The 26,654-nt window shown below is 41.2% G+C and carries 31 protein-coding genes, 1 pseudogene and 1 other annotated feature; of the genes and pseudogenes, 3 read left to right on the top strand and 29 right to left on the bottom strand.

What is annotated here, in order from left to right; genetic code table 11:
- Positions 1–45 precede the first annotated feature (45 nt).
- The 23 genes from ERX37_RS02895 to ERX37_RS02785 form a co-directional block, all read right to left on the bottom strand.
- Positions 46–1,887 (bottom strand): vWA domain-containing protein, encoded by a 1,842-nt coding sequence (locus ERX37_RS02895; protein ID WP_133429135.1) that lies wholly within the window; start codon positions 1,885–1,887, stop codon positions 46–48.
- On the bottom strand, positions 1,887–2,675 hold the full coding sequence (locus ERX37_RS02890; RefSeq protein WP_188352352.1) for an ATP-binding protein: 789 nt from the start codon (positions 2,673–2,675) through the stop codon (positions 1,887–1,889). Before ERX37_RS02890 ends, ERX37_RS02895 begins: the two co-directional genes overlap by 1 nt.
- A 32-nt stretch (positions 2,676–2,707) precedes the next feature.
- Positions 2,708–2,911, bottom strand: a complete 204-nt coding sequence (locus ERX37_RS02885; RefSeq protein WP_133429133.1) for a DUF6501 family protein — start codon at positions 2,909–2,911, stop codon at positions 2,708–2,710.
- Positions 2,911–3,870, bottom strand: a complete 960-nt coding sequence (locus ERX37_RS02880) for a VOC family protein (protein WP_133429132.1) — start codon at positions 3,868–3,870, stop codon at positions 2,911–2,913. The genes ERX37_RS02885 and ERX37_RS02880 overlap by 1 nt, the downstream gene beginning before the upstream one ends.
- Positions 3,871–3,916: 46 nt before the next feature.
- The gene (gene odhB / locus ERX37_RS02875) at positions 3,917–5,167 is read right to left on the bottom strand and encodes a 2-oxoglutarate dehydrogenase complex dihydrolipoyllysine-residue succinyltransferase (RefSeq protein WP_133429131.1); all 1,251 of its coding nucleotides are present in this window, start codon (positions 5,165–5,167) and stop codon (positions 3,917–3,919) included.
- Between the two features lie 13 nt (positions 5,168–5,180).
- Complete coding sequence (locus ERX37_RS02870; protein WP_133429130.1) at positions 5,181–7,937, bottom strand: 2-oxoglutarate dehydrogenase E1 component; 2,757 nt, start codon at positions 7,935–7,937, stop codon at positions 5,181–5,183.
- Between the two features lie 92 nt (positions 7,938–8,029).
- Positions 8,030–9,394, bottom strand: coding sequence for a HAMP domain-containing sensor histidine kinase (locus tag ERX37_RS02865; RefSeq protein ID WP_133429129.1), 1,365 nt, complete (start codon positions 9,392–9,394; stop codon positions 8,030–8,032).
- Complete coding sequence (locus ERX37_RS02860) at positions 9,391–10,050, bottom strand: response regulator transcription factor (protein ID WP_133429128.1); 660 nt, start codon at positions 10,048–10,050, stop codon at positions 9,391–9,393. Before ERX37_RS02860 ends, ERX37_RS02865 begins: the two co-directional genes overlap by 4 nt.
- Positions 10,051–10,221: 171 nt before the next feature.
- The gene (locus ERX37_RS02855) at positions 10,222–10,842 is read right to left on the bottom strand and encodes a phosphatase PAP2 family protein (protein WP_133429127.1); all 621 of its coding nucleotides are present in this window, start codon (positions 10,840–10,842) and stop codon (positions 10,222–10,224) included.
- 12 nt (positions 10,843–10,854) lie between these two features.
- Positions 10,855–11,913, bottom strand: coding sequence for an undecaprenyldiphospho-muramoylpentapeptide beta-N-acetylglucosaminyltransferase (locus ERX37_RS02850; protein ID WP_133429126.1), 1,059 nt, complete (start codon positions 11,911–11,913; stop codon positions 10,855–10,857).
- Between the two features lie 11 nt (positions 11,914–11,924).
- Positions 11,925–13,382 (bottom strand): S41 family peptidase, encoded by a 1,458-nt coding sequence (locus tag ERX37_RS02845; protein WP_165981954.1) that lies wholly within the window; start codon positions 13,380–13,382, stop codon positions 11,925–11,927.
- A gap of 96 nt (positions 13,383–13,478) precedes the next feature.
- Positions 13,479–13,700, bottom strand: a complete 222-nt coding sequence (locus ERX37_RS02840; protein WP_133429124.1) for a YozE family protein — start codon at positions 13,698–13,700, stop codon at positions 13,479–13,481.
- Positions 13,700–14,197 carry a PTS sugar transporter subunit IIA gene (locus tag ERX37_RS02835; RefSeq protein ID WP_133429123.1) on the bottom strand — a complete coding sequence of 166 codons (498 nt, stop codon included), beginning with the start codon at positions 14,195–14,197 and terminating at the stop codon, positions 13,700–13,702. Before ERX37_RS02835 ends, ERX37_RS02840 begins: the two co-directional genes overlap by 1 nt.
- 12 nt (positions 14,198–14,209) lie before the next feature.
- Entirely contained in the window at positions 14,210–14,638 is a 429-nt protein-coding gene (gene msrB, locus ERX37_RS02830) for a peptide-methionine (R)-S-oxide reductase MsrB (RefSeq protein WP_133429122.1), read from the bottom strand.
- A gap of 1 nt (position 14,639) precedes the next feature.
- Positions 14,640–15,158 carry a peptide-methionine (S)-S-oxide reductase MsrA gene (msrA, locus tag ERX37_RS02825; RefSeq protein ID WP_133429121.1) on the bottom strand — a complete coding sequence of 173 codons (519 nt, stop codon included), beginning with the start codon at positions 15,156–15,158 and terminating at the stop codon, positions 14,640–14,642.
- 11 nt (positions 15,159–15,169) lie between these two features.
- A complete protein-coding gene (locus ERX37_RS02820) occupies positions 15,170–15,703 on the bottom strand; it encodes a DUF2140 family protein (RefSeq protein ID WP_133429120.1) in 534 nt (177 codons plus the stop codon).
- On the bottom strand, positions 15,687–16,409 hold the full coding sequence (locus tag ERX37_RS02815) for a lysophospholipid acyltransferase family protein (protein ID WP_133429119.1): 723 nt from the start codon (positions 16,407–16,409) through the stop codon (positions 15,687–15,689). The genes ERX37_RS02820 and ERX37_RS02815 overlap by 17 nt, the downstream gene beginning before the upstream one ends.
- On the bottom strand, positions 16,409–16,885 hold the full coding sequence (locus ERX37_RS02810) for a dihydrofolate reductase (RefSeq protein WP_133429118.1): 477 nt from the start codon (positions 16,883–16,885) through the stop codon (positions 16,409–16,411). The genes ERX37_RS02815 and ERX37_RS02810 overlap by 1 nt, the downstream gene beginning before the upstream one ends.
- Before the next feature lie 10 nt (positions 16,886–16,895).
- Positions 16,896–17,846 carry a thymidylate synthase gene (locus ERX37_RS02805; protein WP_133429117.1) on the bottom strand — a complete coding sequence of 317 codons (951 nt, stop codon included), beginning with the start codon at positions 17,844–17,846 and terminating at the stop codon, positions 16,896–16,898.
- 155 nt (positions 17,847–18,001) lie between these two features.
- Positions 18,002–18,778: a class I SAM-dependent methyltransferase gene (locus ERX37_RS02800; protein ID WP_133429116.1), complete on the bottom strand. Its 777-nt coding sequence runs from the start codon at positions 18,776–18,778 to the stop codon at positions 18,002–18,004.
- Positions 18,762–19,199, bottom strand: a complete 438-nt coding sequence (gene brxA / locus ERX37_RS02795; RefSeq protein ID WP_133429115.1) for a bacilliredoxin BrxA — start codon at positions 19,197–19,199, stop codon at positions 18,762–18,764. The genes ERX37_RS02800 and brxA overlap by 17 nt, the downstream gene beginning before the upstream one ends.
- Positions 19,199–20,311: a virulence factor gene (locus ERX37_RS02790; protein ID WP_133429114.1), complete on the bottom strand. Its 1,113-nt coding sequence runs from the start codon at positions 20,309–20,311 to the stop codon at positions 19,199–19,201. Before ERX37_RS02790 ends, brxA begins: the two co-directional genes overlap by 1 nt.
- Positions 20,312–20,321: 10 nt before the next feature.
- The gene (locus tag ERX37_RS02785; RefSeq protein ID WP_133429113.1) at positions 20,322–20,495 is read right to left on the bottom strand and encodes a zinc-finger domain-containing protein; all 174 of its coding nucleotides are present in this window, start codon (positions 20,493–20,495) and stop codon (positions 20,322–20,324) included.
- Between the two features lie 133 nt (positions 20,496–20,628).
- Between ERX37_RS02785 and ERX37_RS02780 the strand changes: the two genes are divergently transcribed.
- Positions 20,629–21,309 carry a queuosine precursor transporter gene (locus tag ERX37_RS02780; RefSeq protein ID WP_133429112.1) on the top strand — a complete coding sequence of 227 codons (681 nt, stop codon included), beginning with the start codon at positions 20,629–20,631 and terminating at the stop codon, positions 21,307–21,309.
- A 1-nt stretch (position 21,310) separates the two neighbouring features.
- A complete protein-coding gene (locus tag ERX37_RS02775) occupies positions 21,311–21,697 on the top strand; it encodes a ribonuclease HI family protein (RefSeq protein WP_133429111.1) in 387 nt (128 codons plus the stop codon).
- A 239-nt stretch (positions 21,698–21,936) separates the two neighbouring features.
- Here the strand turns inward: ERX37_RS02775 and ERX37_RS02770 are convergent.
- Both ERX37_RS02770 and ERX37_RS02765 read right to left on the bottom strand, forming a co-directional pair.
- Positions 21,937–23,040 (bottom strand): annotated as a pseudogene (locus ERX37_RS02770) (IS30 family transposase).
- Positions 23,041–23,306: 266 nt separating this feature from the next.
- Entirely contained in the window at positions 23,307–23,729 is a 423-nt protein-coding gene (locus ERX37_RS02765) for a GNAT family N-acetyltransferase (protein ID WP_133429110.1), read from the bottom strand.
- A gap of 124 nt (positions 23,730–23,853) precedes the next feature.
- Between ERX37_RS02765 and ERX37_RS02760 the strand changes: the two genes are divergently transcribed.
- Complete coding sequence (locus tag ERX37_RS02760) at positions 23,854–24,393, top strand: GNAT family N-acetyltransferase (protein WP_165981952.1); 540 nt, start codon at positions 23,854–23,856, stop codon at positions 24,391–24,393.
- A 144-nt stretch (positions 24,394–24,537) separates the two neighbouring features.
- On the opposite strand, the gene ERX37_RS02755 is transcribed toward ERX37_RS02760, so the two are convergent.
- The 4 genes from ERX37_RS02755 to ERX37_RS02740 form a co-directional block, all read right to left on the bottom strand.
- Entirely contained in the window at positions 24,538–24,627 is a 90-nt protein-coding gene (locus tag ERX37_RS02755; RefSeq protein WP_133429108.1) for a type I toxin-antitoxin system Fst family toxin, read from the bottom strand.
- Positions 24,628–24,704: 77 nt separating this feature from the next.
- Positions 24,705–25,715: a tryptophan--tRNA ligase gene (gene trpS, locus ERX37_RS02750; RefSeq protein WP_133429107.1), complete on the bottom strand. Its 1,011-nt coding sequence runs from the start codon at positions 25,713–25,715 to the stop codon at positions 24,705–24,707.
- Between the two features lie 43 nt (positions 25,716–25,758).
- Positions 25,759–26,004: a binding site (T-box leader), on the bottom strand.
- A gap of 76 nt (positions 26,005–26,080) precedes the next feature.
- Entirely contained in the window at positions 26,081–26,350 is a 270-nt protein-coding gene (locus ERX37_RS02745) for a Txe/YoeB family addiction module toxin (protein WP_133429106.1), read from the bottom strand.
- A complete protein-coding gene (locus ERX37_RS02740; protein WP_133429105.1) occupies positions 26,351–26,599 on the bottom strand; it encodes a type II toxin-antitoxin system Phd/YefM family antitoxin in 249 nt (82 codons plus the stop codon).
- Positions 26,600–26,654 lie beyond the last annotated feature (55 nt).

The raw sequence follows: 26,654 nt of genomic DNA, 5'->3' as shown, positions 1-26,654 counted from the left end.
TAAAGGGATGAAGTCTATATTTTTCTGAAAATTGAAATAACTTATTTAATGTAATGATTGTAACAGCAATTTCTTGAGTAAAGGAGATACAACATAAGGCAGATTTTCTACGCCCTCTACAAAGACACAGTAATCATTGTAAATATTTTTGATTGTGTTTTCAACGGCTTCAGGAATCGCTGTCTGACTTAAAAAGATGTTGATAACAAAAACGCCTTCTCTTCTTAGATTCAGCACCGCTTCATGTGTGTCTATAATTCCATTCGACTCATACTGGAAGGCAGAAGGTTCACCGTCCGAGAAAACAATCAGAAATTTCTGCTGTTCACTTCGACGCTTGATCATCTCCCCTGCTATCCGTATCGCAAGTCCATCCCGATTGTCATCCTGTGCAGTGATTGTCTCAATTCCTGCTCCTACAGCTGGACTTAAGGAATTCTGATAGTCAATCAAGTAGTCGAATATATTAAGCTGTTCCCTTTGATCCGAACTGAATGTATCTTCATTGAAGGCGATGACTTCGTGCCGGATCATCAGCTGCTTCAATGTCTCATGAAACAATACGATTCCCTTTTTTGTCTCTTCCAGTTTGTCATCCATACTATAAGAAGCATCTACCAGCAATGTAAATGTGGCATCGAGTTCTTTTGACTGCTGGTCATCCTTGTAGAAAACGCGCTTCTGGTCATCAAGGAACCAGTTAACCAGTTTTTTATCCAGTCTGCCCATTGCAAGCTGGCGTCTGGCATTCGTATTTTGATGGGCAATCGTCTTCTGAATGATATGCGTCAGCTTCTTCACTTCACTCATCACCTGCTGCTGAACCAGTCCGTAGCGCTGCCTTGTAGTCGCCGTAATCCTAGGCTTACGCCATTCAGTCCGAACAGCTCTATTTTCATTGCCCAGCTGCTCTGACAGATCCAGACCCTCGCCGTCCAACTGTCTACTCGTACTCTTTCCGCGTCCTGTCATGATGTCACTAGGTTCATCTGACGCATCGCCTTCACGACTATTACCGCTATTCATACGGCTATTCTGTCCCTCACTGATCTCTGTCTGCATATAGCTGCCTGATTCAGTGGAAGTGTTACTATTTTTAGCCAGCACATCTTCAGTCTCGAGCGTCCCTTCACTCGCATCCTGCCCTGACAGTTCAGTTGATTTAGTTTCTTTAAATCGTTTAATATCCTCAAGCAGCTTAACAGGCAGATAATAATAATCGTTAAGCATATCTTTCTTTAGAATATCCTCTGTTATATAGAGAATGCTCATCGTCAGATCTACACTATCCTGAGTAGACTTCAGATCGAATAGTCCAGTTAAACGCTGTCTGAGCAAGCCGTCAATCTCATCACCGAAGTCAGAAGTAAGATTTAATATATTTTCATGCAGTACCGCTTCTTCCACTTTAAGAAATAATAAATCTGTCGGCATTTTCTTTGTCTGATAGACTTTAATCTGACTGCTGTTCTGATTCTTTTTAAGGCGCATCCGCGTCAAGAAATACTTCTCTGCAGCAGGACGCTTTGTCAGAATGATTTTCTGTAATCTATATTCCTCAATCAGCATAAACAGCTGATTACGGAACTTAGTGAATATCACGTCTTCAGATAATAAGTCATGAATAGCAGACTGTTCCATATCAAAATAGCCCAATCCGTAAAGCAGACAATCACTTTTCAGTGCATAAAGCTCATCAAGGTCTGACCGATGCTTCCATTTAAAACTGACATTCAATACTTTATCGAGCGGATCATAATAACCAAATTTCTGAAAACCCACTTTAACTTCATTGTCTTCCATAATGAGTTGAGCGAGATCCGTCAGTATCATCAGCTGAGAAGCATCGATAGTCTCATCGTTGAATAATATGAACTTTTCACTCATTAGAAAGTCAGTTCCATCGCACTCATAATGGCCTGCTGTTCACGATCATCCTCCAGTTTATCGACGATTGCACGTTTAACAGCACGTTCAACTGGCATGATGGTCGTCAAGTCACTCAGATCAAGCAGTGCACGGATAGAACTTGCCTCCTCAGAGATCTGCCCCTGCTCCGCCATTGTCACAAGGTCCTTATTGAATTTAACCAGCTGATCAATTAATGCTTCATCCTGCAGAAGGGTCTGCGTTCTAATTACGTCCTTCAATGTCTCACCAGAAATATAGTGCATATCAATCACAACGAAGCGGTTCTTCAGTGCTTCATTCATCGGCAGTGTACCGATATATCCTACATTGATGGCTGCGATGACACCGAAGTTCTCATCTGCTGTAATCACTTCACCTGTAAAAGGATTGGTGATGGTACGACGGAAATCAAGTACACCATTTAGAATAGGCAGAGTCTCCGGTTTAGCCATATTGATTTCATCAATATAGAGCAGATGTCCTTGTTTCATCGCTTTGATGACGGGCCCTTCAACAAACGAGATGACCGATTCACCGTCCACAATTTCAATTGTCTTAAAACCAAGCAGACTCTCTGCATCCAGATCCACTGAACAGTTAATGCTGTGCATCGGCCGGTTCAGTTCATGACGCAACGTCTCGGCAAGTTTCGTCTTGCCTGAGCCTGTCGGTCCTTTAAGTAAAATATTTTTATTGAGTTTCAGCATACTCAGTGCATCACTCTGTATAGTCGTATCTTCATTCTGATATAAATTCATATGAATCTCCCTTCAATAATAAAAAGGGCTTTCGCCCTTTATAGTCGTTCAAAATATTCTTTATAGTAGCCGCCGACTTTACCGCTGTTATCTCGGATATGATAATATTCCTCAGTTTCGTTGACAACATCATAAACTTGACCTTCAGTCAGCATATCACTGACTTTATATTTTTTGGCGTTTGTGTGGACCACTTTAACTTGTCCGATTGCCTCTTTTTCAAGCCATTCTTCATGCAGCATTATAATGCCCCCTTCTTGATGGGTTTCAGCTGATCTTCAATTTCAACACGCTGACGTTCGAGGGAAGGTGGCAGACTGAGTGAAAACCCCAGCTGATCAACTTCTTCATCAACGGTGAAACCAGGCAGATCCGTCGCTAATTCAAATAATACACCACTTAAGTCCCTAAAATAAAGCGATTTGAAATAATAACGGTCAATAATCCCTGAATTTTTTATTTCTGCTGCTTTAAGTCGCTCAAGTGCCTGTTCAATATTCTTCACTCTGAAAGCAATATGATGACTGCCACCCGCCCCCTGCTTCGCCTGCACACCACTTTGCTGCAGAAGATGGACTTCACCGCCATTCCCTCCTGCAGCCATTGAAAATACCTGCACAGCTTCAGCTGAGTCATGGTGTGAATACTCTTCCTGTCGTTCAAGACCCATAATCTGATGAAGAACTGAAGCTGTCACCAGTGTATGATTGATCATCAATAAGACAGGTCCTACACCATTGATCTGATGAATAGACTCAACAGGTGACTGCTCATCCGGTACACCACTTTGAATACCTGTATTCGTTTCATCAGAAATCAAATACACAAGACGATCATCGCAGTCATAGAATGGCAGTGCATGTCTGCCGTTAATCTGAATGACTGCATCATATTTCACCTGATACTCATCAAAGCGCAGCTTATAAGCATAAAGACTGCGGTCAGTCGGTACTCTGAGACAATATGCATAAATGCTATCGGTCCCTTTTTGCTGAACCGTCAGACTCTTGAAATCAAAGAAGGTGATGATGGTGCCGGGTGTACCTTCTTTATCACCAAAATAAAGATGATAGGACGCAATATCATCCTGGTTGACGGTCTCCTTAATTAACTTCATCCCCAGCACATGGTGATAAAAATCATAGCACTTCTGAATATCTTTAGTTAACGCTGATACATGATGAATGCCTAAAAGTTCCATGTTCTCTCCTCCAAAAATAAAACCGGCAGAATGCCGGTCCTATCATTTAGCTTTCCAGTAATAAGTCTTCCGGATTTTCAATTAATTCTTTTATCGTTTTCAGGAACCCGACTGCTTCCTTACCATCGATGATACGATGGTCATAGCTGAGTGCGATATACATCATCGGACGATTTTCCATACGCTCTTTATCGATGGCGATAGGACGTGTCACGATAGAGTGCATACCGAGAATAGCTGCCTGTGTGCCATTGATAATCGGTGTTGACATCAGAGAACCGAATACTCCACCATTCGTAATCGTAAATGAACCGTTCATCATATCATCAAGACCGAGCTTCTTGTCACGAGCTTTAACAGCAAGGTCGTAAATTCCGCCTTCAATCTCAGCAAAGTTCTTTTTATCACAGTCACGGACAATCGGTACAACGAGTCCTTCTTCAGTTGAAACTGCGATACCAATATCATAATACTGTTTGAGAATTAAGTCATCTCCGTCGATCTCCGCATTGACAGCAGGATATTTCTTCAGAGCAGCCACACAGGCTTTCGTGAAGAATGACATAAAGCCGAGGCGCGTACCATCATGGTCCTCCTGGAATTTATCCTTCTTACGTTTACGTAAGTCCATTACATGGGTCATGTCCACTTCATTGAACGTTGTGAGCATCGCCGTATTCTGAGAAACTTCAAGCAGTTTATTGGCAATCGTCTTACGGCGGCGAGACATTTTTTCGCGAATCACCGGCTTGGAAGGATCGTCTTTTTTAGCTGGTGCTGCTGACTGAGGTGCTGCTGGAGCCGGCGCACTCGCTGCATTCTCTACATCGTGACTTCTGATTAAACCACGCGGGTCCTTCGCATTGACTTCCCTTAAATCAATGCCTTGCTCGCGCGCTCTCTTACGTGCTGATGGGGTAGCGACGATACGCTCAGTTTTACTTTCTTCTACTGCCTTTTCGATTGTTTCTTCTTTTTGAGGTGCTGCCTGTTTGTCCTCTTTAGGCGCCTCCTCTTTAGGACTCTCTTCTTTAGCAGCCGGCGCTGACTGGCCTGCAGTTCCGTTTTCATCGACTACTGCGATGACTGAACCTACTTCAACTGTATCACCTTCAGCTGCTTTCAGCTCAGTGATGACACCCGCTTCTTCTGAGATCACTTCAACATTTACTTTATCTGTCTCAAGTTCAACGATATTCTCGCCTTTATCTACATATTCTCCGACCTGCTTGAACCATGTTGAAATTGTTCCTTCAGTAATTGATTCTGCTAATTCTGGTACTCTGATCTCTGCCACAATAATTTCCCCCTTAAATTGTTAACGCATTCTGTATGATAGCGGACTGGACAAGCTTATGTACTTCGTTGTCACCTTCAGATGGGCTTGAGCGCTTTACTCTGCCGTAATACTTGATTGTCTTTCCTGCAGCCAGTTTCTCAAGTTCAGGATAGATATAATGCCAAGCACCCTGGTTCTGAGGTTCTTCCTGCACAAAACCAATTTCAACTGAGTTTTTGAAATCATTTAGTACAGCCTGTATTTCTTCTTCAGGAAGCGGATATAGCTGCTCCAGTCGAACGAGTACAATCTCATCATTCGGTGCTTTCTGCAGTTCTGTATATAGATCGATCGCTACTTTACCACTTGCAATCAGTACTTTTTTTACCTTTGTCTTTTTGTAGTCATCCACAATAATGGGTCTGAAGTGACCTTCCGTAAATTCTGTCACCGGTCTAGAAACAAATGTATTTCTCAGCAGACTTTTCGGCGTCATGATGACAAGCGGACGCATCTTGTCTGTATTCAGATAATGCGCCTGTTTTCTAAGCAGATGGAAGTAGTTGGATGTACTAGTCAGATTAGCGACTGTCCAGTTATTTTCAGCTGCCAGCTGCAGATAACGTTCTAGACGTGCAGACGAATGTTCAGGTCCCTGTCCTTCATATGCGTGAGGCAGCAGTAGAGTCATACCTGTCGTCTCGCCCCATTTCGCATTTGCGCTTGAAATGAAATTATCAAAAATCATCTGTGCCATATTGGAGAAATCACCGTACTGTGCTTCCCAGACGGTCATTGCATTTTTATTCTGAAGGTTATATCCGTATTCAAAACCGACAACTGCCGCTTCTGATAAAGGAGAGTTATGAATATCAAATGAGGCCTTTGCCCCTTCAATATGTTTAAGTGGTGTGTATTTATCACCGGAATTTTCATCACTGAGCACTGCGTGACGCTGAGCGAATGTACCCCGCTCTGAATCCTGACCTGTCAGACGAACCGGCTTACCATCCTGAATAATAGTACCGAATGCCAGAAGCTCTGCATGACCCCAGTCTACAAGACCCTCTTTCTTAAATGGATCGTGACGACGTTCCAGAATTTTTGTTAATTTACTGAACGGAGTAAATCCTTCAGGATACGTCAGCATATTGTCATTCAGCTGTTCAAGTCTTGTACGGTCAACACCCGTCTCAATATCAGGCTGTCCTTCAGCTACAGATTGCGGCACATGCATCTCACTATCCAGCACTTGTTCACTCTTGTCGATGGCATGATGTGCTGTTCTGATTTCATCTTCTATGTCTTTGAAGATCTGATTCATTTCATCCTCAGTCAGAACACCTTCAGCTACGAGTTCCTTACCGTATTTAATCTCAATAGAAGGATGGGCCTTTACTTCCTTATAGAGCATCGGATTCGTCACAGATGGCTCATCCATCTCATTATGACCATAACGACGGTAACCGATGAGGTCAATAACAAAGTCCTTATTGAAGGTCTGACGGAATTTCATTGCCATAATAATGACATCGATACATGCTTCAATGTCATCAGCATTGACATGAACAATCGGCATATCATAGCCTTTAGCGACATCAGTTGCATAAAGTGTCGAACGTGAGTCATATGATTCTGTCGTGAAACCGACCCGGTTATTCGTAATAATATGGAGGGAACCACCCGTCGAGTAGCCATCTAAATTACTGAGATTCAGACTTTCAAAATTGATACCTTGCCCAGGGAATGCTGCATCACCGTGTATGAGTACAGCCATCGCACGGTTACAATTCTGTTCTGGCTCATGACCTGATGTATCATCCTGTTCAGCACGTGTTTTACCCAGTACAACCGGTGCAACGATTTCCAGATGACTCGGATTGTTCGCGAGTTCAACAATCTGTTCACTGCCGTAACGTGTCGTTTTCTTTGTGCCCCCGAGATGATATTTCACATCGCCGGTCCATCCCTTTGTAATTTCCAGACTGCCATCTTCCGGCAGGAACTTAAGTGGGTCTGTATGCATGAACTCAGACAACATCATTGCATAAGGCTTCTCAAGGATATGCGTCAGGACATTCAGACGTCCTCGGTGCGCCATACCGACCTGAACATTCTGTATATCATTCTCACTGGCAAGCGCCATCACTTTTTCCAGCATTGGTACGAGTGCATCCACGCCTTCAATTGAGAAGCGTTTTGCACCGACAAAGTTTTTATGGATATATTTCTCGAATCCTTCTACATGAGCAAGGCTTTTCAGCAAAGCGAGTTTCTCATCCTTGGATAATGTGCTTCTAGCCCCTGCTTCAATTGTATTTTTCAGCCAGTCACGTTCTTCTGCATTATTGATGTGCGACATTTCATAGCCGATTGTGTCCATGTAGATTTGATTGAGATGATTAACCGCTTCAAATGCATTGTTATATTTCCCAGCCATCTCCTCAGATACCAGACTGGCAGGCAGCTGCTCAAGATCAGACTGCGTCAGATTAAAATCTTCGGGCGTAAGTTTAGGCAGGTTCTCACGCACGGGTTTATATAATGGATATATATCACCTTTAAGATGCCCATATTGTCTAATATTATCAATCAATTGAATCACAGCTTTAATTTTCTCTGCATTCAATCCACTTACTGAACCACCAGATGACAGCACTGAAAATAAAGCCTGCATCTCCTCTGTAACCGATGTCGGATTTTCTTTGTATTGATCCGCCATTTCCAGCAGATAACCTAGATTAGCACCGAAACGAACGGGTGCTTCTTCAAATTGGTTGTTGTTCATGCTGGTTCCCCCTTATTTTATAGTGATAAAACGTTTCCAATTTCTATTTTAGCATTGTGCATATTCATTTTGAAGAGTGAATACTTTATTTTTTAGCCTTTATCAGGAAACTGAATGATAACTTTAGTAAATCGCTGTCGTTCACTTTCAATATGAACAGTTCCTTGGTAGCTTTCGACTATCTTCTTGGCGATTGACAGACCGAGTCCATTGCCACCCATCTCTCTTGAACGTGATTTATCCACCCGGTAAAAACGATCAAAGACAAAAGGAAGATCTTCTTCAGGTATGCCAGTGCCATGGTCGATGATTTCAATCTGAATCAACTTGTTCTTCTTCGAGGAGCGGATGATGATATGCTTTCTGCCTTGATCATATTTAATCGCATTATCAAGAAAGATCAGCATCAGCTGTTCAAAGTGAAACCGATTGATAGTAAGATTAATGACTTTATGCGGTGAATGATATTCAAACTGATAATCAGGGTGAAGATTAGCGAGTGATCTCAGTCTGGAAGAGATTTCATCATTGATATCCACCTGTTCAGGTTCCAGATGAGTATGCGCCCCTACCTCTTTTGTCAGTAGCAGCAGTTCTTCTACAAGAGAGGTAATACGATTCATTTCTGAAAGAGAAATTTCAAGAGATTCCTCCAGAACTTCAGGCTTATTCTTACCCCATCGTTTAATGAGGTTAAGGTGACCCTTAATAATCTGCAGCGGGGTTCGCAGTTCGTGAGAAGCATCCTCAACAAACTGTTTCTGCTGATTAAAGGAATTTTCGAGCTGTAGCATCATCTCATTGAATGTCTCAATCATGTCATCCGTCTCATAGTAGCCTCTAGGCATGACAAGACGGTTCTGGAATCCATCTCGCTGAATCTGCTTCATCTGATCTGAAATTCGGCGAATAGGCTTCGTAATCTGATTTGAGAAGAAATAGCTGACCACTGCAGTGATAAACAGTGCAATCACCCCGAAAATAGAAGCGAATAAAATGACCACCTGTAAATTTGCCTGATATGAATCAAGCGAATGCACCACAGATACATGACCGGTAAACCTCTCGGAATTCACAGGTGTCGTATAAATTAAATAGCTTTTATCCTTATCCTCCACCTGTATGAGCTGATTACGCACTAAATCATTCGACGGTGTGAAAGGGACTGTATCATCAAAGCTAACGGAAGCAAGGAGACGACCATCCGCAGTGTAGATAACAGCTCTCTGACCGGGTGATAACGTCTCGATAATATCATAGCGACTGATTGGAGCACCTTCTTTCTCAAGGTATTTACCGACCTCAATCGTGCTGCGTGTGACATTCTGTGTTTCCTGATCTTTGAAAAGGAGCGCAATAATCATAATAATGATCAGACTGAACAGCATAAAGATCACAAAAGTGACGCTCGTCGTCGTCAACATCCACTGGGTTTTAAGTGATGTCGATTTCTTCATCGAATGACGTACCCGACCCCTCTGACTGTTTCAATCATGCTGTGTAAATTAAAAGGCTTTAATTTATTACGGATATATCTGATATAGACATCAACCACATTGGTCTCCACTTCGCTGTCATAGCCCCAGACATGTGTCAGTATCTGTTCCCGTGTCATCACATGATTACGGTGTTCTGCAAGTAACTTCAGCAGTTCAAATTCTGTTTTAGTCAGTTCAAGATTAGTAGCACCGACATAAACTTTAAAAGCATCTTCGTCAATCGACAGCTCGCCGATGCGCAAGGTTTCACTCAATTCCTGACGTCGCATAATAACACGGAGTCTTGCGAGCAGTTCCTCTATATCAAACGGTTTAACGATATAGTCGTCCGCACCGTAATCGAGCCCGGTCACTTTATCTTGTGTATCCCCTTTAGCAGTGATCATAATAATAGGTGTATCTTTTACTTTTCGCAGCTGCCTGCATACTTCGAGACCATTCATTCTCGGCAGCATCAGATCAAGCAGAATACAGCCATAATCCTCGTGAAGCGCCTGGTGCAATCCTGCTTCTCCATCATTCGCGATCTGTACCTCGTAATTTTCATGCATCAGCTCAAGCTCTATAAATCGAGCGAGGTTGTGCTCATCCTCAATAATCAATATCTTTCTCATGCAATCACCTCATTTTATAATCAAATCATAGCAGAACAGTCTTTATAAAACAAAAAAACCTGACATCACTGTCAGGTTTTATATGGGCATAAAGGGGGTTACTCTGAAACTGATTCATGAAATAGAGGGGGAACTCTTTAATTGAGAATCAATTTCAATTACTATTATATCTTATTGAGAACGATTGTCAATTAGTTTATGCATAAAAATTTGTGTCAATAAAATACAGATGACACCGCCCAGCATACCCGCAATGACATCAGTCGGATAATGAACACCTAAATATACACGTGAACTTGAAATCATCAGCACAGTGAAGACACATAGGCCAATGATATAAGGTTTGAGTGGTGACTGGCTTCTACTGATCAAAAATGCCAGACTACCAAAGAATGTGGCCGATCCCATCGCATGACCGCTCGGAAAACTGAAACCGGTAATATCAATCAGACGCAGAAGCGTTGGACGTTCACGGTCGAAGATATTTTTAAGAAGCGGATTCAATGCGCCTGACAGCATCATCGCTAATGCGAAAAACAATGCTTCTATCTTCATGCGTTTCAGCATGAAATAACAGACGACAAGAAGTGAGAGTAAAATCATCGACCACACTTCACCTATCTGTGTATAACCCAGCATGATGGATGTCGTAATAAAACTTTCTGATGAGTAGATAAACTCATAGACTTCAGTATCAATCCATTTACCGAGACGGGATTCATGGAAAAAGGCAATGAGTCCGAAAATAAATGAAAAGACGAGAACGAGTGAGATACGTTGCATTTGAGACATTCTTTTGCTCCTTTATCTGATATCCTTCAATATTTTGTCGAGTAATGTGGCAGCAGTATAACTAATATCCATACGACTCATCGCAGTGATGACCTCGCTGCTCCTTGCTTCTAATCTATTCAGTACTTCAGGTAGCTGATCAATATGTGCTTCTTCCAGCACTTCTGCATAGCCTGCTTTATTGAATAACTTTGCATTCTCAATCTGATCCCCTCTGCTCTGATCCAGACCGAGTGGTATCAGCAGCATCGGTTTCTTAAGAGCAAGGAACTCAAATATGGCATTGGCACCGGCACGTGAGACGATGACATCGGTCACTGCATACAGATGTGGTAATTCAGCTTTGACGAACTCAAACTGTTTATAGCCCGCCTGATTAATCGACTCATCTTTCAGGCCTTTACCTGTAATGTGAATTATCTGATAGTCTTCAAGTAAGGTCGGTAAGTTTTTACGGATCGCCTCATTGATGACCTTTGATCCGAGACTGCCGCCCATAACCATCATCACTTTTTTACCAGCCGAAAAGCCTGTCAGCTCATAGCCTTCTGACTGCTGACCTGTCAGCAGATCTGCTCTGATGATGCTACCGATATAATCAGCTTTTGATGCCGGGACATAATTCAATGTTTCCTTGAATGTCGTATAGAGCTTCGTCGCAAATTTAAGTGCAATCTTATTCGCGAGACCTGGTGTCACATCTGATTCATGGATGATTGTCTTAATGTTCAGTATTTTAGCAGCGATAACGACAGGCACCGTTACGAAACCACCTTTAGAAAAGATTAAATCCGGCTTCTCTTTTTTTAGGATCGCCAGCGCATCTAGAACACCTTTTTGAACCTTAAGGATATCCTTCGCATTCTCCACTGATAGATAGCGGCGTAATTTACCGCTTGAAATCGCATGATATCGTACATCTGGAAACTGAGACTCTATCATCTCTCTCTCGATACCTTTCTTGGATCCGATATAAACACAGTCAATCTCTCTTGTCTGCGCCTCAGGAATTAATGCCATGTTGACGGCTACATGACCGACAGTTCCGCCACCTGTAAATGCGATTTTCACTTCATCCACTCCTATTTCGTGTTTTTAACCATTTGAACAGCACCTTGTAACTGCGGATCATCACTTTCTAATTTCTTTCTAAGTAATTCAGTAAATTTATCAGTCGTTTTACCCTGCATAGTACCTGTTACTTCAAGACCATTCTCATACTGGAAGTTCTGAACGGCCGCCTGTGTCTGTGCATCAAATTCAGTATCCACCTTACCTGCATCATAGCCTAGTGCTTCAAGCCCAAGTTCAAGTGATTCAATTCGCTTGTTCTTTTCACCTATTGTAAAGACTTCTCCTGGATCCAGCACATGGCTGTTAGCATAAGCAGGCAGTTCAATTTTTTTATCCGGTGCAATCCCTTTCTTATGAATCCATGTTTTGTTCGGTGTCAGCCACTTCATCTGTGTGAATTTAAGGAGCGATTCATCTTTATAAGGTGCAGCCGTCTGTACAATGCCTTTACCGAATGACTTCGTCCCTACAATACGCGCTTTATCGTGATCGCGCAGGGCAGCTGCAAATACTTCAGATGCACTGGCCGAACCTTCATTCATTATAATGACTGTGGGCAGGCTCTTTGTGACAGGGTTAGCTGGATTTTCACTTTTATAGGCTTCTGTTTTGCCATCTTTTGTCTGTGTATAGAACAGAATGTCACCTTTGTCAATAAATTCACCCGCCATTTTTTTGGCTTCTTCAAGATAACCACCAGGATTGTTACGGAAATCGAGAACGAGCTTCTCCATTCCTGCTTCATCCATCTTTTTAAGAGCCTCATGGAATTCACTGGCTGTTCCTTCCTGGAACTTCGTCACAGTGATGAGCGCTGTCTTATCTTTCAGCATTTTTGATTCTACACTTTCCATATGAATATTATCCCTTTTAATGACCACTTTAAACGGATCTCCACTGCCACGTTTTAGTGTGAGGGTGACAGGTGTACCTGCTTTACCCCGAATTTTACTGACGACGTCAACCGTCGTCATCCCTTCAGTCGTCTTGCCATCGATGGCTAAAACTTCGTCATTCGGCTTAACACCTGCTTTGTATGCCGGTGAGTCTTTAAGGGGACTAGTAATGATGATTTTTTCTCCGTCCTGCCCCATTTCAGCACCAATGCCCTGGAAGTCGCCACTCATTGTATCTGAGAATTCCTGCTGTTCTTCCTTCGTCATATATTCACTATAAGGATCGTCCAGACCACTGACCATCCCTTTAATGGCACTATCAATCAGCTTAGACTTGTCAACATCCTTATAATAGTTTTCGCTTAAAGTATCATAAACCTGATAGAGTTTCATAAATTCAGAACGTTTAGGGGCTTCATTATCCACTGTCGCTTTATTACCGCCGATCAACGCGAAGGTCGTAACAGCCGCTGTCAATATGACGGCGCTGACGACAGTGATAATCAGTTTAAATAAACTGATAGTAATCTTTTTCTCCTGCTGGTCAGACTCTTTATGTTCATTTGTCAAATTTTTCACATCCATCTATATTTATAAGTCATTTTAACAGTTTGGACCATAAATTAAAAGATTGAACCTAAAAAGCACCTTCCAATAAGGAAGATGCTAAAAACGGCGCCATTCTTCATAATCACGATATAGTTCATCAAATACGGTCAGTTTCATCATCGCTGTGCCGTAGTTCTCGATATAATCTGATAGATGATGATATTCATGTTCATATTTCGGAAACATCAGATCATCAAATACAGCCTCCGCAAATTCCCCGTATTCATCTTTTGCACCCCGTTGCGTCAGTGCATATTGATAAAATGAATGACTTTTCATTATTTAGTTGAAATTTGAGCAACCCTTGTCTGACCGCGGTCAAGCTGACCTTGAGCCACTAAATCAAAAGATTCAACTACTTCACCATTTGTGATGATCACAGGAGAAATGGTAGACGCTGCTTTCTCTTTAATGAGGTTAATATCGAATTCAAGCAGTTCATCGCCGACGCTCACTTTATCCCCGACATTGACTTTCGTCGTAAATCCTTCGCCATTCATCGCAACAGTCTCAAGACCAACGTGAATCAGTACTTCCACACCATTTGCGGCTTTAAGACCAATCGCATGTTTAGTCGGGAATACATTGATGACTTCGCCGTCAATCGGTGCGACAACAATACCTTCAGAAGGCTCAATACCGAAACCTTCACCCATCATCTTCTGCGCAAAGACAGGATCCGGAATATTTTCGATTGCTACATATTGACCTGTAATAGGTGCGACAACTTCAAGATTTTTATTCACTTCTTCTTTACCAAATAACTTTTTGAACATGGAAATCTCCCCTTATCCTTTAAAATGATTGATGATATCTTTATACCCTAATTCCTCGAGTTTATCATACGGAATAAACTGAATGGCTGCTGAATTAATGCAGTAGCGAAGACCACCTGTCTCTTTCGGACCGTCATTAAAGACATGACCTAAATGACTGTTGGCAGAATCACTGCGTACTTCTGTTCGCAGCATACCATGTGATTTATCCACAAGTTCAATCACTTCTTCATCACTCAGTGCTTTTGAAAAACTTGGCCAGCCGCAGCTGGAATCAAATTTCTCTTCTGAAGTGAAAAGCGGTTTACCACTGATTTTATCCACATAGATACCCTTTTCAAAGTGATTCCAGTATTCGTTCTGAAAAGGCGGTTCAGTGCCATTTTGCTGTGTAACGATGTATTCCATTTCATTTAACTCGTCAATATTCTTCTTTAACATATTATTGCCCCCAGTGCTGTTCAATAAAGGCTTTACGGCCAGAACGTGCCTGATAATTCTGGTAATGTTCAGGATCCTTCTGATAAAAATCCTGATGGTAATCTTCGGCCGGATAGAAGTTTTTATAAGGCAGCACCGGTGTCACGATTTTGCTGCTGAATATCTTCTGGCTGTCAAGTTCAGCAATCAAAGCTTCAGCTGTCGCCTTCTGTTCTTCATTATGATAGAAGATTGCCGGCTCATAGCTTTCTCCGCGATCGAAGAACTGACCGTTTGCATCGGTAGGATCAAAGGTTTTAAAGAAGACTTCAAGCACCTCACGATAAGAGATGATCGATTCATCAAATGTAATCTGGACCGCTTCTCTATGTCCTGTTGTATTCGTACAAACTTCCTTATAAGTCGGATTTTCAACATGTCCACCACTGTAACCGGAAATCACACTTTCTACACCGTCATACTGATGAAAAGGTTTAACTAAACACCAGAAACAGCCACCTGCAAGTGTTGCTTTTTCCATTATAACCACTCCTATCTGATGTTGAAATGCCAGCCCTCAGCATCGATGTCTGTCAGTATTAATGTACTGTCACCAAATTTAATCGGATCAAGCTGATAATAGAAACATTTTTTCCCGACATCGAGTTTAACACCATCCGGAAGCTGACCAAATTTCTTGATGAGATTCAGTTTCTGTTTCATCGGCAGCTTCAGACCCGCTATTTCCACATCATTAATATTCAATCTAAGCTTATTATCACCAATAACAGTAGGGGTCGTCAAAATATTTGTCTTAATTTTCAGACCCATTAACGATGATTGCTGCTCAATCACTAATTGTTTTCCTTTTAGTTCAAGCTGCATGTCTTTGGTACTCTTCCCCTCTATGGCACCTTTAACCATCGAGGAAGGCAGGATAATCTGGCCCGGTGAGGATGTATCCTTGACGTTAAAAGTCTCAGGTTCAGTGTTCAAAACTGAGACCACCCAGATGGCTATTGCAAGGTTGACAATAGCCAGCAGTCCAAAGAGCACCCATCCAAATGATTTAAGATTCAAGCGCATGAGCAATTCTTTCTCTGACTATCTGACCCACTTCATCAAGTGAATGTTCCTTGAAGACTGAAGCGGGAATAGGCTCCAGTAGCTGCACTTTAACATGACCGGGCACCATACGTCTGCTGTTATACTTCTCCATAATGTCAGATGTGCCGCTGATGGCAATCGGCACAATATCAACACCCGCTGATTTTGCAATCTTCAGTCCCCCTGCTTTGAAGTCCTGCAGACCCTGTCCCTTACTGCGGTGTCCTTCAGGGAATATGAGCAGATTGTGTCCTGCCTTCAGGGAAGCAACACCATCTTTGATCATCTGGAGACTCGAACGCCGATTTGAGCGATCGAGATAGATGCTGTTGAGAAGCATCATCCAGTCATCCAGAAAGGGAATCTTTTTCACTTCGATTTTTGACACAAAACCGAAGGGACGTTCGATTGCATGAACTAGCACCGGAATATCAAAGTTACCTTCATGATTGCTGATGAAAAGCACTGGTTGAGGGTCATTCTGGTTATCACCACTTACTTCTACTATAACACCTGCCGAATCGAGGATACGACCAGCCCATTTTTTTGCCATCAGCGATATATACTTATCCTGGGCATTCACTGTGGGCAGTAAATCCTTCTTCCTATCCATTTCATTAAGTTTTGTTGTGGCAAGTGCTGCGTAGCCTATAATCACACCTACTGTTTTTACAAGTCTGAACATTATTTCTTCCTCACTAAGTACATAAATTTATGGGGCAGCTGATTTTTATCATCAATGGTCCCCTCTTCAATCGATTTCACTTCAAAATCCTCAAATGAATAAGCCGGGAAGAACGCATCGCCTTGGTGCTTCGCTTCAATGACAGTGACATACATATCATCCACACGGTCTATCATCTGCTCATAGAGATTCTGTCCGCCAAAAATAAAAACGTGTCCTGGTAATGCATCGATTGCCTCCAGTGAATGAATAACTTCAATGCCTTCAGCTGAAAAGTTCTCATCGCGTGTCAGCACCACATTCTTTCTGTTCGGCAGCGGTTTACCGAGTGACTTAAATGTATTTTTGCCCATAACGATGGTATTGCCTGTCGTCAGCTTCTTGACGTGCTTTAAGTCAGCCGGTAGATGCCAGGGCATTTTATTGTCTTTACCGATTACTAAATTCTGATCGTGACATACAATAATTGATAACATAACAATCTCCTTAAACAGCAATCGGCGCTTTAATAGCGGGATGTGCCTCGTAATTTTTGATTTCAAGATCCTCATAATCCAAGTCAAACAGGGACTGATCGCCATGTATGATGAGTTCAGGCGCATTGAATGATTCACGTGTCAGCTGCGTCTCTACTGCTTCAATATGATTACTGTAAATATGTGCATCGCCCATCGTATGGACGAATTCACCGATTTCAAGTCCGCACTCCTTCGCAACGAGATGCGTCAGTAGACTGTAGCTCGCGATATTAAAAGGCACGCCGAGGAAAATATCAGCACTGCGCTGATAGAGCTGACAGCTGAGCTTTCCGTCATTGACATAGAACTGAAACATGGTATGACACGGTGGCAGCGCCATTGTATCGATTTCACCAGGGTTCCATGCCGACACAATATGTCGCCGAGAAGTTGGATTCGTCTTAATATTATCAACGACCTCCTTCAGCTGATCGACCACTTTACCTCCTGACTCAAAGTGACGCCATTGTTTACCGTATACATTGCCGAGATCACCATATTTCAGCATAAAGTCATCGTCATGCAGCACTCTGTCCTTAAAAATAGAGAGCTGTTCCTGATACTGCTGATTAAATGCATCGTCGGTGAGACTGCGTCTACCGAAATCAATCATATCAGGGCCGTTATATTCACTGCTCTCCACCCATTTCTTGAATGCCCATTCGTTCCAGATATTATTATTGTATTGCAGCAGATAGCGGATGTTCGTATCACCGCGGATGAACCAGATCAGTTCAGTCGCCACAAGCTTGAATGAAACTTTTTTCGTTGTTAATAATGGGAAACCTTGTGATAAATCGAAACGCATCTGATGGCCGAATTTTGATAATGTGCCCGTTTTTGTACGGTCGTCCTTCGAGCGGCCGGTTGCCAGTACTTCCTTACAGAGTTCATGATAGACCTGATCAAATGAATTCATATTAGTCACCTCTTTTAAAATTTTGGTGAATCGCTTATAATGGGATTATTAAGATGTGGAACGGGGGTACTCACATGCAAGATATGATGATAGTTTCAGGTTTATTCTTACTTTTAGCTTATATGATCAGTATGATGATCACTGAATAAGTCGCTTTAGCGGCTTTTTTTTATGCCAAAATGCGTCTTCGTGTTTCTTCTCGGCTGGACATCAAAGTTAAAGTGCTGGAACAGCGGACTTCTAAAATGTGCCTTCAAAATAACAATGTCACTATAATCAGTTAAATAGCGGATAAATGAAGTACTATCCATCTGCTCGGCAAAATCATGTAAAACTTCCATGCCAGATTGCTGCGGTATCGTCTCCTCAAACATTGGATCCGCATAAACATAATCTGCCTGCTGCAGAACCTTTTGATCTGCCAAGCCATAATGGAATGTAATTCTAGCTGATAATTCCGGATGAAACTGCTTAATCCCTTCAGAGATAACAAAATAGATAAGCGGATGGGTTTCGTAAGCATGAAATTCACTTTTTTCCAAAATAGTTGCCATTAATATCAAATCATTCCCCATACCCATCGTTGAATCCACAATGCTTAAACCCGTGTCCAGAGGACGCGCCATCATCTGGATAAGTGGCGGAATTTCTCCTCGTCTATAAAACGCTTTCAATTTAAACTTACCGGTATTTTCATGATATACAATTTTCGAAGTACTGTCGAAATATAATAGAGGCAACTGATGACTGATAACGATCAGCGGTATTGTAGATTCCTTAAAAAAGTCGTTAATCGTCTTCTTCATGCGAGAAATGACCTCTACTTCAACACCGATTTCTTTTAGCTGCTCAGCAGCGCGCTGTATATTCGAAAAAATCACATCATCTGTCTTAACAGGTGATGTGATTCTGACTTTACTTACAGTGCTCATCAAAAGCGTCTTTTAAGTCCATAGCAATCTCTTCAACGTGACGGCCTTCGATATGGAGTCGCGGCATAAAGTAAACAAGTTCCTTACCTTTGAATAAAGCCATTGACGGACTGGATGGTTCCTGTCCGATATATTCACGCATTTTTTCAGTTGCTTCCCGTTCCTGTCCAGCGAATACAGTGACTGTCGCATCCGGTTTATGGTCATTCTGTGTCGCAACTGCCACTGCTGCCGGGCGTGCTAGGCCTGCTGCACAGCCACATACTGAATTAACGACTACGAATGTTGTTTTATCATCATTAACTTCGTTAAAATAGTTTTCGACTTCTTCAGGCGTCTCCAGTGACTGGAATCCTTCAGTTGTCAGTTGATCACGCATCGGTTTTACCATCTGTTTCATATATTCTTCATATGCATTCATTATTTAGTCTCCTTATTTCGGTTAGCCATCTGCTTCCATACGGAACCAACAGCGGCCTCACCTTTTTCAATTCGTTCCTTTGCCATTCTTGACTGCAGACTCACTTCAAACGCAGGGTCATCCACATGCTGCTCTAAATAAGGCAGGCTGGACTCATCACCCTCATCATAAATGAACATCGCAGCGCGCCATCTGACAATGGCATATTTATCAGACAGTGCCTCGTGCATGATAGGCAGACTGGACTTAAATCCTAAGTCACTAAGTGTGTCACCTGCTGTACGACGTACCGTCAGATTGTTATCCTGCATCGCTGTATGCAGAAGCGGCAGCACCGCTTCTGTTCCAATCATGCCGAGGAAGACAATGCCAAGCCGTCTCAGCTGTGGTTTGTCATCCTGCATAACCACTTCAAGTAACGGCAGGTCATCCAGAACAGGTTCCGGGAAGTGATCCAGCAGACGATACCGTTCCTGCCAGTCAGCTGCAAGGTACTCCTCAACTGTAAAACGTTTCAGTTCTTTCGGCTGTACTTCGTAATCTAGCGCCAGTCCTTCAGTAACAAGGGTCTGCAGACGCTGCTGCGGGAACAGTGCCTCGACTTCCTCCTGTACTGAAGCAATAATATCATCCACTTCACCGTACCGAACGCCGAACGGCATCCATTTTCTAAGGAACACGACATTGTCATCGTCCTTCTGTGCATCAAGCATCGCATCGATAAAACGTATATCCAGTTGTTTACGCTTCTCGCCTGACTGACTCGTCACTTTGATCTGATAAGGAATTTGCTTGAAAGTCAGCAATTCCACTTTATGTTCTCCCGTATCTATATCCAGGACTGGGTCCGCTGTCTCCTGGTCATCAAAAACATGATTGATCTGATTGATAAGTGATGACCAGTCACTTTTAGGTGACTTATCGACTGCGATAAAATCCATGACATGGAAGATTGATTTCACATCTTCAATTTCCAGTAACTCATTGATAAAAGCAGGATTACGGTTATCAATATCACGATATGTATTGCTTTTATTATCATCACGCTTATAGTCCAGTACAATCTTCATTGTATTCGGACTGGGTGTCGGTTCAATCTTTAAGATTTTCATGGCATACTCCTTACTGAAGATTGTTGCCCCACTGCTTAATCTGCAGTCCTACTGAGCATTTAGAAATACAATAATGATGCGCCTTCGTCTTACTTTCCTGGCGCAACGTTTTCTTGATCAGGCAGTGGTGACAATAATGGTCTTCCAGCTGATTGATTTTATGTACAGTTTCAACCATCTTCATATTCTCACCTCATTCTTATTATAGGCACAAACAAGCGGACTTTCAAACAGTCCGACTGCAAATAAATATCTTGTCTAAACGCGCGTCATCCCCTATAATTGTAAAGTTGAAATTTTAGAGAGGAGGTACACAAATGACAAATGAACTCTGGGCAGTTATCGCCTTTATCGCGACATTCACTTTACTCGTACTGATGTACCGTCTATATGGAAAAAACGGACTCTTCGTCTGGGTCGCAATCGGTACTGTTATCGCGAATATCCAGGTGACGAAAACCGTTGAAATCTTCGGGATTACAGCGACATTAGGTAACGTCTTATTTGCATCTATTTACTTAGCAACCGATATACTGAACGACATATATGGTCGCGAAACAGCGAAGAAAGCAGTATGGCTCGGCTTTGCATCTGTTATCGTCATGGTCGTACTGATGTCCATCTCACTTGCGTTCGCGCCGGCAGAGTCAGATATCGCGCAGGACAGCATGAAGACATTATTCGGTTTAGTACCAAGAATCGCCATCGGTTCAATTATTGCCTATATCATCGGACAGTACATTGATGTCTATATCTTTAACTGGATCAAGAAACGCTTTTCAAGTGACCGTACATTCTATATCCGAGCATATGGCAGTACAACAGTCAGTTCACTTATCGATACTGCATTATTCTCACTGATCGCCTTTTATGGCATTATGCCGAATGCAGTCGTCATAGAGATTTTTATCACGACATATCTATTTAAACTCATTACAACACTGCTGAATGTCCCGTTCGGTTATATCGCGAAATCATTCGCCAAGGACGTCGACTAATATGGCGCAGATCTTTATCGATGCCGCAACAAGGCAGAATCCATTTGAATCAAGCATCGGCTATGTCATCAGAACAGATGAATCAGTGCTTGAATTCGGTCAGTATTTAGGAGAGATGGAGAACCACGAAGCGGAATGGAACGGACTCATTGAAGCACTGAAGCAGGCAGTCGCACTTAACCTGACTTCAGTCATCCTTAAATCAGACTCCAAGATTGTCGTGGACTCCATCAATAAGAACTTCGTCAAGAATCCAAAATTCAAGCCTTATCTGAAAGAATATCAGCAGCTCGAAAAACAGTTCGACCTGCTCATCATCGACTGGATACCTCGTGATCAGAATAAACATGCAGACCATGTGGCCAGACATTATTTAAAACAGCAATAGGACGCCGAGGCGTCCTATTTTTTATGTAGAAATTATTTTGATATTTCGTGAATCATCAAATAACATAAAGCAATGAATGATAGCGGGAAAAAGAACTCCTTAATAAATAAGAGCCTATACCCGATAAACCAGATGAGAATTAAGTTAAATTACTCCTCATCTGGTTTATGTTTTGAATATAGATTTAACATTTACGGAAAAGTCTAAATTGCAATTACAAGTTAGCCACCCTGACAAATCTAGTTCATATAGAATCCTAGGGATTCACTCAGTATGTCCTCCTCGATTAGCTCCTTCAAAAAAACTTCCATCGCTGACTGTCCATTTAGTATCTTACGTGGATATCTGTTCATCCATTCCTGGATTTTATGGACGGTAAAAGCTGTTACAGTTGAAATAGGGATACCTTTAGGAATATGCCGGCGAATAAATCTGTGCTGATTTTCTTTCGTCCCTCTTTCCCAAGAGGCATAGGGGTGAGTGAAGTAGACTTCAGATAATCCCTTGAGGCATTCAGAAAGATCGCTGAATTCAGGTCCGTTATCTGATGTAATAGACTCGAATATTTTAGGGAAAGCATCTCCAGTTTCCTTTATCAGACGATGTAGTGCGTTGACTACATGGCAACTTTGTTTACCATCGATCTTTAAGATAAGTTCATAGCGACTTTTTCTCTCAACCATGGTGAGGAGAACCTGGTCTTCGACAGACTTCTGTCCGACAACGGTATCTATCTCCCAATGTCCGAAGGTCGTGCGAGTATCCACTGCATGATGACGTAGTTCGATAGACTGACCCAGTACTTTTTTATTAATACGAGTAAAGCCTGTCGGCTTTTTATTCTTAAGCTTTAACTTCATCAGAAGATTGACATTACGTGTCTTTATCAGTTTTCTGTCAATCCAGTTATAGAGTGTCTTTATACAGGGTATGAATCTTTCTGGAAAAAGCTTAGCTTTCTTAGCAAGCATAATAACGGAAGCCGGAGACATTTCCTGATGTATCATCAGATTATCGGCCCATTCAACAAAGGGATTATCTGTAATAGGGAGAGGACGACGTCCTGACTTGATACGATTTTCAAAGTATCTATCCTGAGCAAGATCAGGTGAATAGACGCACTTGTAGTAAGTGTAGATTTTATTATTCTGTACCTACCGGCTCTTTTGTATGTACATGCCGCGCTTTATCTCATTATTGATGGTCTGTGGCGCTCTACCGAGCTTTCCAGCTATTTGTCTGTTTGAATATCCTTCATTGATCAACGTCTGTATGAAGATTCGTTCATCTCTAGAAAGGTGTTTGCCCTTAACGGTTTTCGTGTTACCATTGATATGCGTCATACGAATTCATTCCTTTATTGTCGGTGTGAGAACTACAATATTAACATGAATTCGTCATGGCGTATTTTTTTATAAACAATTAATGTATCTTCCACCTTAGGTGGCTAACTTGATTGTATAACTTACCATAAAGAAATCATGAATGTTACTAAAATCTATATTATTAATGATATCTTTCTTATCTTGATAGCCCACATATTCTTCCTTCAAGTATCGTTTAAGTTTTACAATCTCCTGGTTATACAAATGATTCCTCCCCCTTTAGTTCACTCAGTATATTCCGCTTCTAAATCTGATTTATGGTAGATTGCCATTCCGGTCTTCAGTTTTTTGAATCCTAGCTTACTATAGAATGCTGCATTCCCTGTAGTTGAGATGAGATGAATACATGATAAATGCTGAAAGTCATTGAGAAGAAGCTCTACCATCTGTGAAGCAATCCCTTTGCCTTGAAAGGCTGGAGCAACCACTACATCATAAATAACTGCATTAAAGTGGCTGTCTGACAATGCACGAGCAAAACCAACGATTTTGTTGTCATATTTAACAATCACGACATGCGTACTTGTCTCAAAAATCACTTTGACATTGTCATATTTATGATTCAACCAGCCAACAGCATGATAGATATTCACTAGGTCCTCAGTATGAGCAGAATCAAACTCTCTAATAAATTGTAAATTATCCATATTTCTCACCTTCAACATTATTTTTTGATTATTCTAAATTATATAGAATAATCACTTTTTTCTCTACAAGTATTCATATATACTAAATTTATTACAGATTTTCAGTCATAAAGGAGTGATGATCATGCTGTCATACAAAGTCGATGAAGAAATTGAACTTGTCCTACCTCGACCTGAGATAGATGGACGTACTGTCTATCAACTGATTGATAGACAAAGAGATTATTTAAAAGAATTCTTGCCATGGTCGGATCTTCTTCAGAATGAGGAGCAGGAAATCGCAGCTTTTAAAGACTTGATGAAAGAATTCGGTTCAGGTCAATCAATGACTTTTGTCGTGCATTATAATGGCGAAACAGTCGGTATGATAGACTTCCATAACATCAACTGTCACAATCATTCTGCTGAGATTGGTTACTGGTTATCACAAGATATGCAGGGTAAAGGCATCATCACTAGAGCTGTTAAAAGTATTTGTCGTCTTGGCTTTGACAGTTATCAGTTAAACCGGATTGTTATCATCATGGACTGTGATAATACTGCAAGTAAAAAAGTAGCTGAGAGAAGTGGTTTTCACTATGAAGGAAAGTTAAGAAGCTATCTTAAAAACGGTGAATATTATAAAGATGCTTATATATATTCGTTATTAAAAAAAGAAAATTAACACAATGAGTGTTACTATTGTATAAAAAATAATTATTCTATATAATACAAGTAACAAGTAGAATTTCCATAGTAACTCCGAAGCCCCTTACTACTGCGAATAGTAAGGGGCTTTTTTAGGTGCTGGCTTATAACGAGTCGTCCTTTACTTGCGTTGCTCTAGCCAGTCAGAAAACAATGCAAGTGTTACTCCTATAGCAAGAGGAGCAATTACGTTAACAAGCAGAAAATCCATAGCGCTCACCTCCTTACACAGATTGTGCGTCTATGGAAGTAATGTATTTTAAACTGAATTACTGCAATTATTAGATATTATTTAAAATAATCAATCCCTATCGCTTCTCTCACTTCATCTAATGTCTGGGCTGCAATTGAACGTGCACTTAAACTGCCTTGCTTCAAGATTTCATTCACATAATCTAGATTCTTCTCATATTCCTGTCTTCTTAGGCGTATAGGCTCAAGTTCTGCTTGCAGGATATCATTCAGATATCTCTTCACTTTCACATCTCCTAATCCACCTCTTTGATAATGCTCTTTCATCTTAGACAATGTCTGTTTATCATTACAAAATGCATCCAGATAAGTGAATACCATGTTATTCTCTATTTTACCTGGATCTTCTACTCTTATATGATCCGGATCAGTATACATGGACATAATTTTTTTCTGAACAACATCAGTACTATCGGCCAAATAGATAGCATTACCCAACGATTTACTCATCTTAGCTTGGCCATCAATCCCTGGTAGTCTTCTCGATTCTTCATTCGGCAGTAATGCTTTTGTTTCAACAAGAACGTCTTTCTTATAGATAGAATTAAAGCTTCTGACGATTTCATTAGTCTGCTCAATCATCGGCAGCTGGTCATCCCCTACAGGTACAACAGTTGCTTTAAAAGCAGTAATATCAGCAGCCTGACTCACAGGATAGATTAAGAAGCCTGCTGGGATACTCTGATTGAAATTCTTTTCCTTAATCTCATTTTTGACTGTCGGATTTCTTTGCAGTCTGCTGACTGTAACGATATTTAAGAAGTGCATCGTTAACTCATTCAGTTCTGGTATTTGAGACTGAACAAAGATATTGGCCTCTGCTGGATCAATCCCCACTGATAAATAATCTAAAGCAACTTCAATTAAATTGTTTCTAATTTTTTCAGGATTTCTTGCATTATCGCTTAAAGCTTGCTGGTCTGCAATCATAATATAACTGTTATAATGACTCTGAAGTTCAACCCGGTTTTTAAGAGAGCCGATGTAATGTCCGATATGCAGTTTCCCGGTCGGACGATCACCTGTCAGTAGATTTCCATTTTTCATTGTTATTCCCCTTTTCATTTAAAATAAAAAGACTCTGTCCTATAAATAGGACGGAGTCTGAATCCGTGTTGCCACCTAAATTGTGCATTTCGAAAAACGCACCACTCATCAAAAGTACAATCATACTTTTTCTGCTGTAAGGTGCAGATCACCCGCTCAGATACTCTCCTGTCAGATTTCCCCTTGCTCCCAGAGGGCCATTCACTAAATGATTCATGCCAGATTCTCAGCATCTCTGACTTCCTGTGATGAATTGAAATTTAGTTACTTTTCCTCATAAGGATTTTTGTTGTTATTTTGAAACTATTATATATCATTATAGATCTGAGTGAAATGAATTTATGTTCCTCAATTTTTCGATTTATTTACTTGTAATGATATCTGCAGGATGCCACTAATATTGCCTCATCATTGACTGTATAAACTAAACGATGTTCCTGATTAATACGTCTGCTGTAATAGCCAGAAAAATTGCCTACTAACTTTTCTGGTTTACCTATTCCATCCAGCGCACCTTCTCTAGAAATACTTTTTAATAACTCATTAATCCTTTTAACCATTTTTCTATCTTTCGACTGAAAATATTCATAGTCCTCAAATGCTTGTGGCGCAAAGGTAATATTCAGCTTAGCCATTTAAATTGAAATTTCCTTTGTTTTAACATTACCGCGTTCTAAGTTTTCTATCGATTCAAGTAAATGTTTTGCATTTGCCGGATTTTGCTGTAAATAGAGTGTCTCCATGATTTCATTATAGCTATCCTCTGACATAATAACAGCATTGCGATCTTTTGTCGTAATTGTGATTGCATCACTATCTTCATTCACTTTATTAATGACTTCTTTAAAATGTTCACGCACATAGGAATAAGATTTAACAGTCATATTGTGTGCCTCCTTATTGTCTTTCATTATTAAAATAATTGTACAAAAAATTGTA

The sequence above is a fragment of the Macrococcus hajekii genome (assembly GCF_004359505.1).
Taxonomy (GTDB): domain Bacteria; phylum Bacillota; class Bacilli; order Staphylococcales; family Staphylococcaceae; genus Macrococcus; species Macrococcus hajekii.
Note: the sequence above shows the minus strand (reverse complement) of the source record. Positions and strands in the feature narration are given on the sequence as shown.

Bases quoted from the DNA above. Each gene is read 5' to 3' on its own strand.
- msrA (WP_133429121.1), bottom strand. From the start codon at position 15,158: ATGGAAAAAGCAACACTTGCAGGTGGCTGTTTCTGGTGTTTAGTTAAA.
- ERX37_RS02800 (WP_133429116.1), bottom strand. From the start codon at position 18,778: ATGAGCACTGTAAGTAAAGTCAGAATCACATCACCTGTTAAGACAGAT.
- ERX37_RS02870 (WP_133429130.1), bottom strand. From the start codon at position 7,937: ATGAACAACAACCAATTTGAAGAAGCACCCGTTCGTTTCGGTGCTAAT.
- ERX37_RS02805 (WP_133429117.1), bottom strand. From the start codon at position 17,846: ATGAATTCATTTGATCAGGTCTATCATGAACTCTGTAAGGAAGTACTG.
- msrB (WP_133429122.1), bottom strand. From the start codon at position 14,638: ATGTTAAAGAAGAATATTGACGAGTTAAATGAAATGGAATACATCGTT.
- ERX37_RS02865 (WP_133429129.1), bottom strand. From the start codon at position 9,394: ATGAAGAAATCGACATCACTTAAAACCCAGTGGATGTTGACGACGACG.
- ERX37_RS02885 (WP_133429133.1), bottom strand. From the start codon at position 2,911: ATGCTGCATGAAGAATGGCTTGAAAAAGAGGCAATCGGACAAGTTAAA.
- ERX37_RS02880 (WP_133429132.1), bottom strand. From the start codon at position 3,870: ATGGAACTTTTAGGCATTCATCATGTATCAGCGTTAACTAAAGATATT.
- ERX37_RS02855 (WP_133429127.1), bottom strand. From the start codon at position 10,842: ATGTCTCAAATGCAACGTATCTCACTCGTTCTCGTCTTTTCATTTATT.
- ERX37_RS02790 (WP_133429114.1), bottom strand. From the start codon at position 20,311: ATGAAAATCTTAAAGATTGAACCGACACCCAGTCCGAATACAATGAAG.
- ERX37_RS02860 (WP_133429128.1), bottom strand. From the start codon at position 10,050: ATGAGAAAGATATTGATTATTGAGGATGAGCACAACCTCGCTCGATTT.
- ERX37_RS02835 (WP_133429123.1), bottom strand. From the start codon at position 14,197: ATGTTCAAAAAGTTATTTGGTAAAGAAGAAGTGAATAAAAATCTTGAA.
- ERX37_RS02895 (WP_133429135.1), bottom strand. From the start codon at position 1,887: ATGAGTGAAAAGTTCATATTATTCAACGATGAGACTATCGATGCTTCT.
- ERX37_RS02780 (WP_133429112.1), top strand. From the start codon at position 20,629: ATGACAAATGAACTCTGGGCAGTTATCGCCTTTATCGCGACATTCACT.
- ERX37_RS02755 (WP_133429108.1), bottom strand. From the start codon at position 24,627: ATGGATTTTCTGCTTGTTAACGTAATTGCTCCTCTTGCTATAGGAGTA.
- ERX37_RS02815 (WP_133429119.1), bottom strand. From the start codon at position 16,409: ATGTTCAGACTTGTAAAAACAGTAGGTGTGATTATAGGCTACGCAGCA.
- ERX37_RS02810 (WP_133429118.1), bottom strand. From the start codon at position 16,885: ATGTTATCAATTATTGTATGTCACGATCAGAATTTAGTAATCGGTAAA.
- ERX37_RS02760 (WP_165981952.1), top strand. From the start codon at position 23,854: ATGCTGTCATACAAAGTCGATGAAGAAATTGAACTTGTCCTACCTCGA.
- ERX37_RS02820 (WP_133429120.1), bottom strand. From the start codon at position 15,703: ATGCGCTTGAATCTTAAATCATTTGGATGGGTGCTCTTTGGACTGCTG.
- ERX37_RS02765 (WP_133429110.1), bottom strand. From the start codon at position 23,729: ATGGATAATTTACAATTTATTAGAGAGTTTGATTCTGCTCATACTGAG.
- ERX37_RS02775 (WP_133429111.1), top strand. From the start codon at position 21,311: ATGGCGCAGATCTTTATCGATGCCGCAACAAGGCAGAATCCATTTGAA.
- ERX37_RS02840 (WP_133429124.1), bottom strand. From the start codon at position 13,700: ATGAAAAGTCATTCATTTTATCAATATGCACTGACGCAACGGGGTGCA.
- ERX37_RS02745 (WP_133429106.1), bottom strand. From the start codon at position 26,350: ATGGCTAAGCTGAATATTACCTTTGCGCCACAAGCATTTGAGGACTAT.
- trpS (WP_133429107.1), bottom strand. From the start codon at position 25,715: ATGAAAAATGGAAATCTACTGACAGGTGATCGTCCGACCGGGAAACTG.
- ERX37_RS02740 (WP_133429105.1), bottom strand. From the start codon at position 26,599: ATGACTGTTAAATCTTATTCCTATGTGCGTGAACATTTTAAAGAAGTC.
- brxA (WP_133429115.1), bottom strand. From the start codon at position 19,199: ATGAATGCATATGAAGAATATATGAAACAGATGGTAAAACCGATGCGT.
- ERX37_RS02785 (WP_133429113.1), bottom strand. From the start codon at position 20,495: ATGAAGATGGTTGAAACTGTACATAAAATCAATCAGCTGGAAGACCAT.